Raw genomic sequence first — 18,569 nt, forward strand, 5'->3', positions numbered from 1 at the left:
ATGGCAGCCAATTGCTACATCATCGGCGGCACCCGGGTCCTCACCCAGTGCGCCGCGCAGCTGCTCGACGCGGGCGTGCGGATCGAGGGAATCTTCAGCGACGACCCAGCCGTGGAGGCCTGGGCGGACGCGCACGCGATCCCCGTGCTCGACCCGTACGGCGATCTGTCGGCGACGCTCTCGGCGCAGCCGTTCGACTACCTGTTCAGCATGGTCAACTTCCGCATCCTGCCCGCCGCGATCCTGGACCTGCCGACCACGGCCGCGATCAACTTCCACGACGGGCCGCTGCCCCGCTACTCCGGCAGCCACGTCCCCGCCTGGGCGCTGTACGAGGGCGCGTCCCGGCATGCGGCGACCTGGCATCGGATGACGGAGGCCGTGGACGCCGGCGGCGTGCTGCTGGAGCGCTGGTTCCCGGTCCGCGACCACTCCACCGCCCTGTCGCTGACGTACGAGACGGCCGAGGTGGGCATAGAGCTCTTCGCCGATCTCGTACCGCACGTGGTGGCCCGGACCCTGCCCGAGCCGGTCGACACGAGCGACCGCGAGCGGCGGTTCTACCGACGGTCCGCCCGGATGGCGTCCGGCGGCCTCATCCACGCCGGCACCTCCGCCGTCGAGGCCGTTCGGCTCTCCAAGGCCCTGGACTACGGCTCCTTCCCGAACCCGCTCGGGGTACCGACCCTCGTCACCGAGCAGGGCGCGGTCTTCACCCGGCAGGTCAGGCTGATCCCGCGCGAGGACCCCCGTACCGAGACCACCGTGCTGTCGGTGACGACGTCGGCCATCACCCTGGCCGCCCCGGACGCCGACCTCGTGCTGAGCGACTGCACCGCCGTCGACGGGAGCGCGCTGAGCGGCCAGGCCGCCGCGCAGCGGCTCGGCATCGCCCCGGGCTCGCCGCTGCCCGCCGTCTCGGCCGAGCGGCTGGCGGACATCGCCGCCGCCCAGAAGGTGCTGCGGGTGCACGAACCGTGGTGGCGCGCACGGCTGGAAGGGCTGCGCCCCGCCCCGCTGCCCGCCGACGACTTCTCCGCCGCCGCGGCCCACTACGGCCGCTACGAACTGGCCCTCACCCCCGGCTCGCGGGAGGAGGCCGTCGCGGTCGTCCGCGCCTTCCTCACCGTCGTGGCCGAGCGCACCGGCGAGCAGACCTTCGACTTCGCCTGGTCGCCGTCGGCCGCGCGGGTCCTCGCCGAGCAGACCCACGGCATCGCCGCCGCGCGATTCCCCGTACGGTTCGACGGCGACACCTCCCGGTCCCTGCAGGTCAAGCTGGACGAGGCGGTCGCCCGCCAGGGCTACGCCAGCGACCTCGAACTCCGGCTCGGCCTGGCCGGTCGCCCGCTCGGCTCCGACGAGCCGAGCTTCACCCGTGTCATGGTGCTGGACCGCGGTGCGGGGGAAGAGGCGTCCGCCGAACCGCACACCGAGATCGCCCTGCTGTGCCTGCAGGACGGCCCGCCCACCGTCTTCGTACGCGAGACCGCGATGGGGGAGGACGAGGCGCTGGAGTTCACCGAGCAGGTCGAGGACCTGGTCCTGTCGGCCCTGCTCCACGGCGAGGAACCCCACGCCCACGCCCAGCCCGGACCTCACTCCCAGCCCGAGCCCGACTCCGAGCCCCACCTCGCGACACAGTCCGAGGCGCAGTCCCCGGAGCCGCTCACGGCGCGGCCGGACGACTCGGCCACCCCGTCGGCCGCCGGGACGGTACTGGACCTGTTCGCGGCCACGGTGGCCGACCGGCCGGGAGCCACCGCTGTCCGCAGCGGCGCCCGGGCGCTGGACTACGCCGGCCTGGACGCCTGGGCGGACGCCGTCGCCGCGCGTCTCCACGACCAGGGCATCGAGTCCGGTGCGGTGGTCGGCGTACTGATGGAGCGGGACCTCCCGCTGCTCCCGGCCATGCTCGGAATCCTGCGGGCCGGGGCGGCCTTCCTGCCCATGGACCCGGGATACCCCGTGGAGCGGCTGCAGCGGTACGTGGAGGTCTCGCAATGCGACCTGATCGTCACCGACACCCGTACGCACGCGCTCGGCGCGTCGCTGGGCCCCGCGTGGAGCGTGCCCGAGCCGGACGGCTCGGCGCAGGCGGTGCCGCCCCAGGTCACCGACTCCGACCTGGCCTACCTCCTCTTCACCAGCGGATCGACCGGCAACCCGAAGGGCGTGGAGGTCGAGCACGGGGCGCTGGCCAACTTCCTCACCGGGATCGGTGAACGCCTCGGCGTCTCGCCCGACGACACCGTGCTCGCCCACACCACCGTGGCCTTCGACATCTCCCTGCTGGAGCTGTTCCTCGGGCTGACGGTCGGCGCGACGGTCGTCCTGGCCTCCCGCGAGACCGCGGGCGACCCGACCCGACTGGCCGAACTCACCCGCGATGTGACCGTGGCCCAGGCGACGCCGAGCCTGTGGCGCCTGCTGCTGGGCACCGGCTGGACTCCGCACCCGGAGCTCACCGTGCTCTCCGGCGGCGAGGCCCTGCCGCCGGCCACCGCCGAGCGTCTGCACGGACCGGCCCGTGCCCTGTGGAACCTGTACGGCCCGACCGAGGCGACGATCTGGGCCTCGTGCCACGAGGTCACCTCCGTGGGCTCCTTCCTGCCGCTGGGCGAACCCCTGCCCAACATGGAACTCCACGTGTTGGACGGGGAGTTGCAGCAGTGTGCGGCCGGAACGACGGGCGAGCTGTACCTCTCCGGCACCGGACTCGCCCGCGGCTACGCCGGCCGGCCCGATCTGACGAAGGACGTCTTCATCGTCCACCCGGTGACCGGTGTGCGGCTCTACCGGACCGGCGACGAGGTACGTCTGCACGCCGACGGCGCGATCGAGTGGCTCGGGCGCGGCGACGCCCAGGTGAAGGTGCGCGGCAATCGCATCGAGCCCGCGGAGATCGAGCGGGTGCTGGAGAAGTTCGACGGCGTCACCGCCGCCGTGGTCGTCGCGGCGCGCTTCGAGGGACGCGGCGAACCGAGGCTGACCGCCTATCTGGTGGGCGACGGTACGCCGACCAAGTCCCGGCTCGACGCGTTCGTCGCCGGCTCCCTGCCCGGCTACATGGTGCCCGACGCCTACGTCGACCTCGACGCCCTGCCGTTGACCGACAACGGCAAGGTGGCGCGCGCCAAGCTGCCGCTGCCGACGAGGGACACCATCATCCCCTCGGCCCCCGAGCCCGCCGCGACGCCGGCGGAATCCGTGGAGCTCTCGGAGCCGGCGCCGACCGGTGTGACGGTGGAGGCGCTGGCCGAGTCGATCGCGGGCGTGTTCGCGGCCACGCTGGACCACCCCGGCTTCGACGTGCACGCCAACTTCTTCGACCTGGGCGGCGATTCGGTCAACGTCACGTTCGCCGCGGTACAGCTCGGCCGTGAGCTGGGTGCGACCGTCACCGCCCCGTCGATCTTCGCCTCGGGCACCCCGGTGAAGCTGGCCCGGCTGCTGGGCGCGGAGGGCGTGGTACGGCTGCTCGACCCGGAGACCGAGGACGCCATCACCGTACGGGCGCCGGCCGATCCCGAGCCCGTGGTGACCGTCTCCGCCGAATCGAACCCGGCCGTATCGAACACCGCGGTATCGACCTCCGCCGTATCGACCTCTGCGCGGTCCGCGCCGACGGAGTCCGCGTCCGCGGAGTCCGCCTGCCCGGCGGACGACGGCGCCCTGGCCGTCATCGGCATGGCGTGCCGGTTCCCCGGCGCCGCCACACCGGACGAGTTCTGGCAGAACCTCGTGGGCGGGGTGTCCAGTGTCGGGCACGCCCCGGACGGCAAGCGCGGCTGGGCCCACCTGTGGTCCGACGCCGCCGCCGACGATGTGCCGATGGCCTGGGTGGACGGTGTCGAGTACTTCGACGCCGCCCGATTCGGACTGACCGACCGCGAGGCCCGCCGCATGGATCCCCTGCAGCGGACCCTGCTCAGCGTGACGGCCGAGGCTCTGGAGAGCTGCGGCCACGACCACACGTCCCTGGGCGCCGCCACCGGCGTCTTCGTCGGCGTCATCGCGAGCGACTTCCCGGAGATCGTGGCGCGGAGCATCGGCTCCAGCGACCCGCACGTGGCGACCGGCACGGCCGCCTCCATGGTCGCCAACCGGCTGTCGCACGTCTTCGACTGGTCGGGGCCGAGCTTCGCCGTCGACACGGCCTGCTCGTCCTCCCTCGTCGCCCTGCACCAAGCGGCCATGCATCTGCGGGCGGGCGACGTGGACGCCGCCGTGGTCGGGGCCGCGAACCTGGTTCTCACCCCGACCAAGACACGCTCCTTCGCCCGTAACGGGATGCTGTCCCCGCAGGGCATGTGCCGCACCTTCGACGATGCCGCCGACGGCTACGTACGAGGAGAGGGCACCGGCGCCGTCATCCTCAAGCGGCTCGCCGACGCCGAACGCGACGGCGACCCCGTCCTCGCCGTGATCCGAGGCACCGCCGTCAACCACACAGGCGGCAGCGCCGGCTTCCTCACGGCACCCAGCAGGCCGGCCCAGGAAGCGGTGCTGCGCAAGGCGCTGGCCGCCTCCGGGCGTTCAGCGGCCGACATCGGCTACGTGGAGGCGCACGGCACCGGAACGCAGCTGGGCGATCTCATCGAACTCGAAGCCCTGCACGCGGTCCTGGGCGAGCCGGCCGGCCGGCGGCCGGTCGCGGTGGGCTCGGTGAAGACCAACATCGGCCATCTGGAGCCCGCCGCGGGCATCGCCGGACTGATCAAGACGATCCTGGCGCTCCAGGCGGGACACATCCCGCCGTCGTTGAACTTCAGCACCCCGAACAAGTCCTTCGACTTCGACGGTTCGCCCCTGTTCGTGGCCGACCGGCCGCTGCCGTGGGGCAGCGGCCCGCGTGTCGCGGGAATCAGCAGCTTCGGCTTCGGTGGCGCGAACGCCCACGCGGTGGTCGAGGCGGGACCCGGCGCCGCACCGGACGCTACGGAGCCCGGCCCGCGGCTGCTGATCCTCTCCGCGGGATCGGACGAGGCGTTGCGCACCCTGGCCCACCGGCTCGTGCTGATGCTGCGCTCCGCCTACTGCCCGTCCCTGGACGAGCTGACTGAGGCGAGCCGACGACGGCCCGCCGCGGCACACCGGCTGGCCTGCGTGGCGGACAGCGTCGAGCAGCTGGAGGACAAGCTGCAGCTGTTCCTGGCCGGGGTCGCGGACATCCGCTCCCTCCATGTGGGGGTGGCATCCGCGACCGGTGCGACGGAGCCGGTCGGCGCCGGAGCGAGCCGGGAGGCTCTCGCCGAGGCCGCCCGCGCGTTCGTCGCCGGCGCGGCCCTGCCCGCCGGGCGGCGGCGCCGGTCGGGCGTACGGTTCCCGACCGCTCCGCACGCGGAGAAGTACCTCTGGCTGGAACCCGCCGAGCAGCCGAACGCCGAGCAGCCGAACGCGGAGCAGCCGAACGCGCCCGTACGCGACGGTGCGTCGGGCCGTACGAAGAGCACGTGGACGGAACACCCGGAGGCCGCGGAACACCTGGTCCTCGGCAAGCCGACACTGCCCGGCGCCGGGTACCCCGGCAAGGTCGCCGAGCTCATCGGCCAGGACCGGTTCGGTCTGCGGGACCTCACCTTCCGCGCGGCCGTCGAGGCTCCCACGACCCTCACGGCCGAGCGCGACAACGCTACGGTCGCCTTCCGCGACGGCACCGGCGCCCTCGTCTGCAACGCCGAGGTGACCGGGCCCGAGCAGGTGACACTCGTCCCTCCGGCCACCGCCGACGGCCTCACCCCCGTCGCCCTCGACGCGATGTACGACGCGTTCGCACGCGTCGGACTCAGCTACGGCGCCGGCTTCCGGACCGTGTCCACGCTGTCCGTGGCGCCCGGGCAGGCGATGGGTGTGCTGCGCGGCGACGCGCGGACCGCCGGCGCGGTGGACCCCCGGCTCCTCGACGGCGCCTTCCAGATCGCGCTCGCCGCGTGCGGCGCGCAGGGACTGTATGTGCCGTTCACCGTCGAGCGGCTCACCGTCCTCGGCCGGCTTCCCGACACCGCCCGGGTGTACGCCCGGCGGGACCGGGACACCGGGCCGGACTCCGGTCTCCTGACCGCGAGCCTGGTGGTCCTCGACGGCGACGAACCCGTACTGGAAGCCCGCGGGATCACCTGGAAGCGGCTCTCCCAGGCGCCGTCGTCGCAGGCCCCGGGAGACGACACGCGAAACGGCCACCGTGCCGTGCCGGCGTCGTCACCGACCCCGGCGCACGTGTCCAACGGTCACCGTCCCGTGCCGGCCCCCGGCCGCCCGGCGGCCGGAGGTCTCGACACGGCCCTGGCCCAGTGGGTGGCAGCCGCCCTGGAGTTGGACGTCGACGAACTGGAGACGGACCGACCGCTGCAGGAGCAGGGGCTCGATTCGATGCTCGCGGTCTCGCTGGCCCAGGACATCCGGGCCAAGCTGGACGTGGAGATACCTGTGACGCTGGTCCTGGAGGTCGGCACGGTCGATCGCCTGGCCGCCGAGCTGAGGGACGAGTACGGGGTCACCGCGGCGCCCGCCGACGAGGGCTCCCCGGACGCGGGCGGTGCTCCGGGGACCGCCGTGCCCGAGGAGTATCCCGAGCCGGCCGCGGCCCCGGAGCCGGTTCGGGCCGTGGGCGCGGCCCGGGTCCCGGCCCAGGTGCAGGCGGTCGAGCCGCCTGTCACCCCGGCGCGCGGTGACGCGGAGCTGCACGACATCGCCGTCATCGGCTTCGACGGGGTGTTCCCGAACGCCCGGAACACCGACGAGCTGTGGCGCGTACTGCTGGAGGGCGTGGACTGCCTGAGCGAGGTGCCCGCCTCCCGCTGGGACATCGACTCGTACTACGGCACGGAGGGCAAGCCCGGCACCGTCTACCTCAGGCGCGCGGGCTTCGTCGAAGGGCTGACCGACTTCGACGCCGGATTCTTCCGGCTGTCGCCCGCCGAGGCGGAGTGGATCGACCCCCAGCAGCGTCATCTCGTCCAGTCCGCCTGGCGGGCCCTGGAGGACGCCGGCCTGGCGGGTGACACCCAGCGGTCCACCGGTGTGTTCGTGGGCGCCAGCTACCAGCACTACCGCGACATGGTCGTCGGGGACGTCGTACAGACGGCGGCGGGCCTGGGCAATCACAACGCGATCCTGGCGAATCGGGTGAGTTTCTTCCTGGATCTGCACGGGCCGAGCATGACGATCGACACGTTGTGTTCGTCGTCGTTGGTGGCGTTGCACACGGCGGTGCGGAGCATCCGCGACGGCGAGTGCGAGCAGGCCATCGTCGCCGGTGTGCACCTGGCCATGTCACCGCAGTACTTCCAACTCGGCGCACGACTCCGGTCGTTCTCTCCCACCCATGCCCTGCGGCCGTTTGATGCGGGTGCGGATGGGTTTGTGCCGGGGGAGGGTGTGGTGACGGTGGTGGTGAAGCCGTTGGGTGCTGCGTTGCGTGATGGTGATCGGGTGCGGGGTGTGATTCGGGGGAGTGCGGTCAACCATGGTGGTCGTACGAGTGGGTTGACGGTGCCGAGCAGTGCGGCGCAGCAGGAGGTTGTGTCTGCGGCGTTGGGTGATGCGGGGGTGTCGGTGGAGTCGATCGGGTTGGTGGAGGCTCATGGGACGGGGACGTCTTTGGGTGATCCGATCGAGGTGGAGGGTTTGACGCGTGCGTGGCGTGGGGTGACGGGTCGGTCGCAGTTTTGTGCGATTGGTTCGTTGAAGGGGAATGTGGGGCATTTGGAGCCGGCTGCGGGGTTGGCGGGGCTGGTGAAGGTGTTGTTGGCGTTGGAGCATGGGGTGGTTCCGCCGTCGTTGCATGTGGTGCGGCCGAATGATCACATCAGGTTCGAGGAGACGCCGTTCTATCTGGCGGATCGTGTGGTGGCGTGGCCGCGGGGTGAGGAGCCTCGGCGTGCTGCGGTGAGTGCGTTCGGCATGGGTGGGGTGAATGCTCATGTGATCGTGGAGGAGCCGCCTGTACTGCCGGTGCGGGAGACGTTGGCGCAGGACTCGCATGTGGTGCGGGTGAGCGCGGCGGACGAGACCGCGCTACGGGCCCTTGCCGGAGCGTATGCGGATGCTCTGGGCGGTGGGTCCGAGGACGAGCTGGGCGACTTCGCGTTCACGGCGAACACCGGTCGTGCCAGCCATCGTTACGGGGTGGCGGTGCAGGGTGCTGACGCTCGCGAACTCGCCGCCGGCCTGAACGATGTCGTGACGGGTCGCCGCGCGGTGTCCCGGAAGGGTGGCAAGGCCCAGCCTTCGGCCTTCATGTTCACGGGTCAGGGTTCGCAGTATCTGGGTATGGGCCGTGGTTTGTATGCGGTGGAGCCGGTGTTCCGGGCGGCGTTGGACGAGTGTGCCGGGTTGTTGGCGGGGCATGTGGATGTGCCGTTGCTGGAGTTGTTGTTCGGTGATGTGCCGGGTCGGCTGGACCGGACGCGGTATGCGCAGCCCGCGATCGTGAGTGTTCAGGTGGGTCTGGTGCGCTGGCTGGAGTCGGTGGGGGTTCGTCCGGATGCTGTGGTGGGTCACAGTCTGGGTGAGCTGACGGCGGCGTGGGTGGCCGGTGTGGTGGACCTGGCGGATCTGTTGCGTTTGACGGCGGTGCGTGGGCGGTTGATGGAGTCGCAGCCGGGTGAGGGTGCGATGGCGGTGGTTCACGCGGATGCCGAGGCTGTCCTTGCTGCCCTCACGGGTCATCCCGGTGTGGAGATCGCCGCGTTCAACGCACCCCGCGTGGTGACGATCACGGGTCTGGCGGACGCTGTATCCCGGTTCTGTCGGGAGTCGGGGTTGCGGTCGCAGCCTCTTGTGGTCAGTCATGCGTTTCATTCGGCGGCGATGGAGGGTGCGATCGCGCCGTTCGTCGATGTGGTGGCCGGTACGAAGTTGTCGGCTCCGGTGATTCCGTTCGCGTCGACCGTGACCGGTGGCTGGCATACCGCACTGACGGCCACGGACCCGGGTTACTGGGGCCGGGCCATCCGTGAGCCGGTGCGCTTCAGCCAGGCCGTGGCCGCGCTGGGTGAGGTCGGCCCGGCGGTGGTGTGGGAGATCGGTTCGCAGCCTCAACTGACGTCGCTCGCACGGGCGTCGTGGGGCGAGACGGAGCCGGTGTGGATCAGCACGCTGCGGCGGGACCGCACGGACCAGGTTCAGCTGCACAACGCGGTGGCCGACCACTACAACCACACCCGCACCGATCTGGACTGGGCCGGTCTGCACCAGGGCAAGGGCCGGCGCACCACCACCATTCCCACCTACCCCTTCAACCGACAGGACCTGGCCGCGCCGCCCGCTCGCCGCAGCAGGAACGAGCCGAGCGCCCTCAGCCACCCGCTGTTCGACCGTCACTACGAGCACCGGAGCGAGGGACAGTGACGCACCCGGCCGAGACCTACGAGAAGACGTTCACGGGCCAGGAGCCCTTCATCGCCCAGCACCGCTCCGCGGGCATCGGGCTGCTGCCCGCCGCGGTGCAGCTGGAGATGGCGATGGTGGGGGTCGCCCGGCGTCGCCCCTTCACCCCGCTGGAGCTCACCGATGTGACGTTCCTGCGTCCCCTCACCATCGCCGACGACGCGGCGGCTCCCGTCCGGCTCGACGTGTCCTTCGGCCCGCAGACCCGCTTCGAGCTGAGCACGACGGTGGACGGCGACCGCAAGCCGCTGTCCACCGGAACCGGCCGGCTGCTCCCCGACGTCGTCCCGGCACCGCCCGGCGGCACAGGCCCGCGGATGGCGGCCACGCGGACGATCACCTCGGAGCGGCTGTACGAAAGCTGGTCGCGTGAAGGCCTGCAGTACGGGCCCGACTTCCGTACCGTGCGGGAACTCGCCGTCGGGGACGGCGGCGTGGCCCGGGCCACGCTGCGGTCCGACGCCGAGCCCATGCCCTGGTACGCCCATCCACTGCTGGTGGACGGCGTGTTCCAGGTCGTCAGCTGCGCGCTCCAGGACCTCACGGGAGAGACCGGCCCGTATCCCATGCTCCCGATCGGCGTCGCTCGGGTCGCGGTCCTCGCCGATCTCTCGGGTCTGTCGGCCGGTGCGACCGTCCTGGTGCGCCGGACCGGCGTCGACGGCGCCTACGCGACCGCGGACGCCCTGCTGCTGGGGCCCTCGGACGAGGTCGTCGCGGAGTTCGAGGGGCTCCGGATGCGTCGCACGACCGCCGTGTCGCGACCGGCCGTCGCCCCGGCCCCGCCGCGAGCGGCCATGCTGCCCATCACCCGGATCGACTGGCGGCCCGCGTCGGCGACCGACGAGCGGCACGCCCCGGCGACCGGAACCTGGGTGGTGCTGCACAACGGCGGTACGGGCAGCCCGGGTGAGCGCGTCGCCCGACAACTGCGGGCCGAGGGAGCCCGTGTGATGGAGGTCGGCGTCGGACCGTCCGGGGCACAGGCCGACGACCGCGATCGGCGGATGCTTGCGCAGCCGGACGAGGAGGCCTTCCGGCGGCTCTGGGAGGAGGTCGGGGACCAGGTCGCGGGTGTGGTGCACCTGTGGAACGCGGTCGACGCGCCCGACGGCGCTCCGGGGGAGGAGGCGGAGCTCCGCCTCGGCCTGTACGGCTGCCTGGCCGCCCTGCGGACCCTCGGCGAGCGGCAGCGCAAGTCCCGCTTCTTCGTCGTGACCAGGGACGGGCAGCCGGTCGCGAACGGCGACCGGCCGGTGCCCGCGCGCGCCGCCCTGTGGGGTTTCGTCCGCACCGCCGCCATCGAGTACCCGGGCCTGCACCCGCGCCTCCTCGACATCGACCAGCTCTCCGACGACGCGCTCCGCGCAGTCCTGGTGGAGCTCGGTGCCGCCGACGGCCCCACCGAGGTCGGCTACCGGCAGGGCGTCCGCCACGTACCCGTCCGGGTGCGCGACCGGACGGCGTACGCCGCGCCCGACGGCGGGAAGGGGCCCATCAGGAAGGGCGGCCGCTACCTCGTTCTCGGCGGGCACGGCGGGCTGGGCCTGGAGGTCGCCGACCGGTTCGCACGGGACGGCGCCGGCGTCGTCGCGCTGGTCAGCCGTTCCGGCGCGGCCGCTGGTGACGACGAGCGGACGGCCGCGATCGGCGCGCGAGGGTGCGAGGTCGTGTCCTACAGCGCGGACGTGACCACCCCCGGCGCCCTGGCGGCCGTGGTGGAACGCTTCCGCGCCGAGTTCGGCGAGTTGCACGGCGTGGTCCATGCGGCCGGCACGCTCAAGGACGGGCTGATCCGCAGCGCCACCGCCGAGGACATCGCGGCGGTGATGCGCCCGAAGGCCGACGGCGTTCGAGAGCTGGCCGCCGCGGTGGCCGGGCAGGACCTGGACTTCGCCGTGCTGTTCGCGTCGGTCTCGGGCACGTTCGGCAACCTGGGGCAGGGCGGATACGCCGCGGCCAACGCCTACCTCGACGCCTTCGCGCAGGCGCACGGCTCGCCGTGGCTGAGCGTCGCCTGGGGCCTGTGGGGCGAGGTGGGCATGGGCACGGCCGTCGCGGAACAGCTGCGGCGGCGCGGTGTCCGGCCGTTGGACACCGCGGAGGGCCTGGACGCCCTGGTCGCGGTACTGGGGGCGGAAGAGGACCCCCGCCAGGTCGTCGTCGCCCACCCGGACGCCGGCGACGTGGTCGTCGAGCTCGAGGACGCGGGCGCGGAGCCCGGCGCACCGTCCGACGTACGCGCCGAGGCAGGTCACGGCGCACAGGTTGCTGCCGGCTCCAGCGGTGAGGGCGACGGGGAGCGCGTCGGGGACGCGCTGGAGCGGTTCCTGGCGGAGCGGCTCGGCGTCACGTCCTTCGACCGCGACACCCCGCTGTCGGACTACGGCATGAGCTCGATCATGAGCGTCGAGCTGTCGGAGGAGCTGTCCCGCAGGTGGGGTGTCCATCTTCCGGCGACGCTCTTCCTGGAGTACGGCGAGTTCGCCGAGCTCGTCGAGGCCCTGACCGGCCGTTACGGCGCGGCCGTCGCGGTTGCGGCGCCGGAGACCGCCGAGCCCGTGACCAGCGCGACCGGCGAGACGGCCGTGACCGCCCAGACGGCCGTGACCGTCGAGCCGGCTGTGACCGTCGAGACCGTCGAGACCGTCGAGCCGCTCCCGGCCGACTCCCCGAACCACCCGCGCCCGCGGCGGCACACTGCCGCCGGCCGCGACGCCGACGTCGCGATCGTCGCCGTGTCCGGTGATCTCCCGGGCGCGGTCGGTGGGGTGGCCGAGCTGTGGCCCCTGCTCCGCTCCGGCGGACACGCCTTCACCGAGGTGCCGGCCGAACGCTGGGACATCGACGCCCACTTCGAGCAGCGCGGTCCCCGTATGACGGGCACCTACTGCCGTACCGGTGCCTTCGTCACCGGTATCGACCGCTTCGACCCGGCCTTCTTCGGCATCTCCGTACGCGAGGCCGAGGAGATGGACGTACAGCAGAAGCTGCTGCTGGAGCACGCCTGGACGGTGCGGGACGACAGCGGGCTCGCCGGCCGCCGCGACATCGGCGTCTTCGTCGGCGCCACCTACACCCATCACCGCGACGCGCAGGGACTGGAGAGCGTCGGACCGCACACCGCGCTCGGCTCCATGAACGCCGTGCTGGCCAACCGGATCTCGTACGCGCTGGACCTGACCGGCCCTTCGCAGACCGTCGACACCCTGTGCTCGTCGTCCCTCGTCGCCATCCAGCAGGCGGTCGCCGCGCTGCGCGCGGGACACTGCGGCGCCGCGATCGTGGCGGCCTGCCAGGTCGGTCTGACGCCGTGGTACTACCGCAGCCTGAGCCAGCTCGGCGCCCTGTCCGACACCCGGCCGCGGCCCTTCGACGAGCGGGCCGACGGATTCCTCCCCGGCGAGGGCGCGTTGGCAGTGATGCTGAAGCCGCTCGCGGACGCCGAACGGGACGGCGACCGGATCTGGGGCGTCATCCGCGGTACCGCCGTCAACCACGGGGGCCGCGGCAGCGCCCTGCCGGTGCCCCGCAGCGAGGCCCAGGCCGCTGTCGTCAGGGCGGCACTCGACGACGCCGGAGTGGCACCTGCGGACGTCTCCCTGATCGAGACGCACGGAACGGCGACCCGGCTCGGCGACCCCATCGAGATCGCCGCGCTGACCGAGGTGTTCGGCGGCGACCCGGACCGCGGCGAGCCGTGTCACATCGGCACCGTGAAGGGCAACATCGGGCACCTGGAACCTGCTGCCGGACTCGCCGGCCTGCTGAAGGTCCTGCTGTGCCTGCGGCATCGCGAGATCCCGCCCGTCGCCGGTTTCGAGACCCTCAGCAGCCATCTGGACCTGTCCGCCGGACCGTTCGTGATCCCCGTCGAGCCACAGCCGTGGACCTCGGACGGGCCGCGCCGGGCGGGAGTCAGTTCCTTCGGCATGGGAGGGACCAACGCGCACATCGTCGTCGAGGAGTACGTCGAGGCGTACGTGGAGGAGTACGTGGAGGAGTCCCGGCACGCGGCGTCGGGCGAGGAGACCCGTACGGCCGTCGCCGTAGCGGACGAGCACCTGCTGGTCCTGTCCGCACACACCTCGGACGCCCTGGCCCGGCGCATGGCGGACGTACAGCCACTGCTGCGGCAGGGGAACGCGGCAGGCACGAGCGCCCTGTGCCGCTCCAGTGCCGTCGGTCGCGACCACCAGGCGTACCGGGTCGCGGTCCTGGGAGCCACGGCCGCCGAGCTGAGCGCCGGGCTGGCCGAGGCGCTGCGCCTGGGTGACCGGGCGCCTGGCACTGTCCTACGCGGCGGAACGGTGCTGGACAGCGTGTCGACGGGGCTGAGCGGCCCGGCCTTCCGCTACGTCGGCGGCGGCACCGTCGACTGGGTCGCGGTGTACCCCGGCCCGCAGGGGCGCCGCCCCGCCCTCCCGCCCTATCCGTTCGGCTCCCGACCCGAGGCAGCCGTGACGGCCGCCCAGACCGTACCGGCAGCCCAGGCCGCCCCGGCGGCGCCGGACGCGCAGGAGACGGCCGACGTCGTACGGCGACTCTCGCGCGCCCACCGTGTTCTGGGCGAGGAGACCGTGCCCGGAGCGCTGCCGGTGGCCCTCGGTCTGCTGACGAGCGGTGCCCTGCGGCAGATCACCTTCACCGGACGGGGAACCGGAGACCATCCCCTCACGAGCGATCTGGACGACCCCGCACGCACCGGGCCGGCCACCTTCCGGCACGCCGGCCGGGTCATCGCCCGGCTCACCACCGCCGAGGCCCCGGCCGCGCCGCCCGCCGCCGTGGACCTCGACACCCTGCGGGCCGTCCTCGACCGGACGCTGGAACCGGCGGGCCTCTACGCCTGGTTCGTGGCGAAGGGCATGGAGCTCACCGCGCCGCTGCGGTCCATCACCGAGGTTCACTACGGGCCCGACCGGGTGCTCGCGCGGATCGACGTCCCGCTCGGCAGCACCCTGGAGGCCGAGACGGTGGCACTCGACGCCGCCCTCCAGGCCATGGCCGTACTCACGTTGGCGGATCCCGCCGCGCCGTCGGCCACCTATCTGCCGGTCTCCATCGGCCGGGCGGTGCGCTGGGCGGGCGCGGGGCAGGCGGCGTTCGTCCTGCTCGAAGGCGCCGAGCCCGACAGCGACGGCACGCGACGCGGCGACGCGTCCGTGCTCGCCGCCGACGGCCGGGTGCTGGCCCGGCTCGACGACGTGGAGTACCGGACCGTGGCCGGCAACGGCGCCTCACCGTCTGCTCCCGCCCGCCGCGCGCCGCAGGCCGCGGCGGCGGAGGCGGCGATCGTCGCGGTGGTCCGGGACGTCCTCCACGACCCCGGTGTGACGGCGACCACCTCACTGTCCACCGTGGGTCTCGACTCCATGCTGGCGACCGCCATAGCGGCAGATGTCGAGGCGGCGTACGGGGTGACGCTGAGCCCGACGGACGTCCTGGACGCCGCGGACTGCCGCACTCTCGCCGCGCATGTCGCCGAACTGGCGGGCGACGGCGTGTTCGCCCCGTCCGCGGCCGACGAGCGGCCGGCAGCCCACGAGCGGCCGGCAGCCGACGAGTGGCCCGCGGGCGAACCGGCCGCGAGCCATGAGGACCGGACGGCCGCCCCGGCCATAGTCCGCGATACGGCCGCCGACGACACCGCGGACGAACAGGACGTCGCCGTCATCGGGTTCGCCCTGGCGCTCCCCGGCGCCCCGGACCCGGAACGGCTCTGGTCGCTGCTCACCGACGCGGGCGAGGAGATCCGTCCGGCCCCGGCCCACCGCTGGGGCCGGTACGCCGACGGGAACGGGCCCGACGTGGGCGGGTTCCTTGACAACGTGGAGGAGTTCGACGCCCGGTTCTTCGACTTCTTCCCCAAGCAGGCCGAGGTGCTCGACCCCCAGGCCCGCTGGCTGCTCCGTACGACCTGGGAGGCACTGGAGTCGGCCGGCCTCCCGCCGCGTCGGCTGTCCCCGTCCACCGGTGTGTTCGTGGGCGCCAGTTACCAGCACTACAAGGACTACAACATCGCTCCGGAGCTGGACGCGCCCAGCGGCCTGGGCAATCACAACGCCTTCCTGGCCAATCGGGTGAGTTTCTTCCTGGATCTGCACGGGCCGAGCATGACGATCGACACCTTGTGTTCGTCGTCGTTGGTGGCGTTGCACACGGCGGTGCGGAGCATCCGCGACGGCGAGTGCGAGCAGGCCATCGTCGCCGGCGTCCGGGTCGCCCTGTCCCCGCTGCACTACGTCGCGATGAAGAACCTGCGTGCGCTGTCCCCCTCGGGCGCGTCCCGGCCGTTTGATGCGGGTGCGGATGGGTTTGTGCCGGGGGAGGGTGTGGTGACGGTGGTGGTGAAGCCGTTGGGTGCTGCGTTGCGTGATGGTGATCGGGTGCGGGGTGTGATTCGGGGGAGTGCGGTCAACCATGGTGGTCGTACGAGTGGGTTGACGGTGCCGAGCAGTGCGGCGCAGCAGGAGGTTGTGTCTGCGGCGTTGGGTGATGCGGGGGTGTCGGTGGAGTCGATCGGGTTGGTGGAGGCTCATGGGACGGGGACGTCTTTGGGTGATCCGATCGAGGTGGAGGGTTTGACGCGTGCGTGGCGTGGGGTGACGGGTCGGTCGCAGTTTTGTGCGATTGGTTCGTTGAAGGGGAATGTGGGGCATTTGGAGCCGGCTGCGGGGTTGGCGGGGCTGGTGAAGGTGTTGTTGGCGTTGGAGCATGGGGTGGTTCCGCCGTCGTTGCATGTGGTGCGGCCGAATGATCACATCAGGTTCGAGGAGACGCCGTTCTATCTGGCGGATCGTGTGGTGGCGTGGCCGCGGGGTGAGGAGCCTCGGCGTGCTGCGGTGAGTGCGTTCGGCATGGGTGGGGTGAATGCTCATGTGATCGTGGAGGAGCCGCCTGTACTGCCGGTGCGGGAGACGTTGGCGCAGGACTCGCATGTGGTGCGGGTGAGCGCGGCGGACGAGACCGCGCTACGGGCCCTCGCCGGCGCTTACGCCGAACGGTTCGAGACGGCACGCGACGACTGGGAGACCGCCGACCTCTGCCACACCGCCAACACCGGCCGCTCCCCACTGGAGTTCCAGACCGCGGTGTACGGACGCACGGCCGCCGATCTCGCCGCCGCGCTGCGCTCCGTCGCCGCCGGCAGTGTCCCGGTGGCTCGCGTCGACATCGACCTGACCGCCGAAGAGGCGGCGGGCCGTGCCGGGTCGCCCCGGTCGACGCCCACGCCCGCCGACGTCGTGGAGCTGGTCAGGGCGGGGTACGCGCACGTCGACTGGGCCTCGCTCTCCGCGAAGGGCGCCCGCGTCACGGACCTCCCCACCTATCCGTTCGCGCGAGGGTCGTACTGGCACACCACCGACCCCGCGGTCGTGCCGGGTCCGGCGGCGGCGGGCGGCGAGGCGGTACGCATCGAGTGGCGCGCCCGAGAACTGGCGCCCACGCTCGCGGTCGCCCCGGCCACGGTGCGCCTCGTCGCCGCTGACCCCGAGATCGGGCGGGCGCTGACGACGGTCCTCCGGGACCGGAGTGTGACCGTCGTGGAGCCCGGCCGACAGGCGGACGCGACCATCGTGGTCGACGCCCCGGGCAGCCGGAGGAGCCAGGACGGCCCGCCCATCGAACTCGGCGGCTTCTGGGCCGAGTTGGGCAGCACGATGAAGGCGCTGCCCGCGCACGGGACACTGCTCTGGGCCGGATTCCACGACGTGGCCGTGCATCCCGGCGAGCGCGGCGATCTCTCACCCGAGCGGGCCGCCATGGCCATGGCCGTACGGGCCGCCGGGGCCGAGAGCCGGAAGCCCACCGCGGTGGTCCATCTGGACCCGGCCGACCCGGCCGAGGTGCACGCCGTTCGCCTGGCGGCCGAGTACGCCGCCTTGAGCGCCGGCCCGGCGGCCGGGGCCGACGCCGGCACGGTGGTCGCCGCCTACCGGCGAGGCGTCAGGTACACCCCGGAACCGGTGCCCACGCCGGCCGGCCCGCCGTACGCCCTGCCGGCCTCCGGGTACTACCTGGTCACCGGAGGACTGGGCGCCGTAGGGCTGAGCCTGACCGAGCGGCTCATCGACCGAGGAGCCAAGCGCATCGGCATCATCGGCAGGTCGGTCGTCGATGCCGAGAGCTCCGCCCCCCTGCGGGAGCTGGCGAAGCGCGCCGAGGTCGAGTACCTGGCCTGCGACGTCTCCGACCCGGCGGCGCTCGCCGCTGTGGCCGGGCAGTTCGGTGGGCGCTGGGGGCGGCTGGTCGGCATCGTGCACTCCTCCGGCGGGGTCAACCCGTTCGGGGCGATGCACCGCCGGACATGGGGTGACGCCGAGAAGGTGCTCGCCCCCAAGGTCCCCGGCTCGCTGAACGTCGTACGGCTGGCCAAGGCACAGGGCGCCGACTTCACCGTCCTGGTGTCCTCGATCGCCGGCACGCAGGCGCTGGCCGGCCGGGGCCTGGTCGACTACAGCCTCGCCAACGCCTACCAACTGGCCCTCGCCGAGCGGGAGAACGACGCCGTCACGACGGTCACCGCACACGCGTGGCCCAACTGGACGGGCATCGGCATGAAGGCGAACGCGTCCTTCTCCGCCACGTACTCGCTCAGCGCCGAGCAGGCACTGGACGCCTTCTTCGACCACCTGCGCTCGGGTGGCGCCGTGATCTTCCCGGGAAGCGCTCCCGCCACCCCGCCGGAGGCCGCCCAGCCGGTCGAGTCGGTCGAGCCCGTCGAGTCCGTGCCGGCGGCGCGGGCCGAGGCCGGCGCGTCGACGGTGGCGCAGGCCGCACCACATGCGCTCCCCGCAGCGCGCACCGGCCAGGGCGTGGCGAGGATGCGCGCACGGGTCCGGGACGCCTTCGTCCAGGTGCTCGGGGAGGACCCGGGAGACCGTCCGCTCCAGAGGCTCGGGCTGGACTCCCTGGTGATCGCCGAGCTGACCACGGCCCTTGAGCAGCGCAGTGATCTGACCGTCGATCCGTCGCTGCTGATGCGGGCACGCACGGCCGATGAGATCGCGGCCGACCTCGCCGCCCATGAGGCGCCGGCCTCCCACCGTCCCCCCACCCCCGACCACGAGGACGTGCCCACCTCCGCGCTGAGCGCCTTGCTGCGTCCCCTGCTCGAGCACGACGGACAGCGGGGGCCGGGGCAGGCATGACCGGAGAGTCGAACGAAAGGA

At 72.7% G+C, this 18,569-nt stretch carries 2 protein-coding genes; both read left to right on the forward strand.

From position 1 onward, the window contains the following. A complete protein-coding gene (locus tag OG766_RS27375) occupies nt 1-9,354 on the forward strand; it encodes a polyketide synthase (RefSeq protein ID WP_328726404.1) in 9,354 nt (3,117 codons plus the stop codon). After that, nucleotides 9,351-18,548: an SDR family NAD(P)-dependent oxidoreductase gene (locus OG766_RS27380; protein WP_328726405.1), complete on the forward strand. Its 9,198-nt coding sequence runs from the start codon at nt 9,351-9,353 to the stop codon at nt 18,546-18,548. The genes OG766_RS27375 and OG766_RS27380 overlap by 4 nt, the downstream gene beginning before the upstream one ends. The last annotated feature ends 21 nt before the right edge of the window (nt 18,549-18,569 follow it).

Source organism: Streptomyces sp. NBC_00259 (assembly GCF_036181745.1).
Classification (GTDB): Bacteria; Actinomycetota; Actinomycetes; order Streptomycetales; family Streptomycetaceae; genus Streptomyces; species Streptomyces pratisoli.

Excerpts from the sequence above, each read along its gene's own strand:
- OG766_RS27375 (WP_328726404.1), top strand. The coding sequence starts at position 1 with ATGGCAGCCAATTGCTACATCATCGGCGGCACCCGGGTCCTCACCCAG.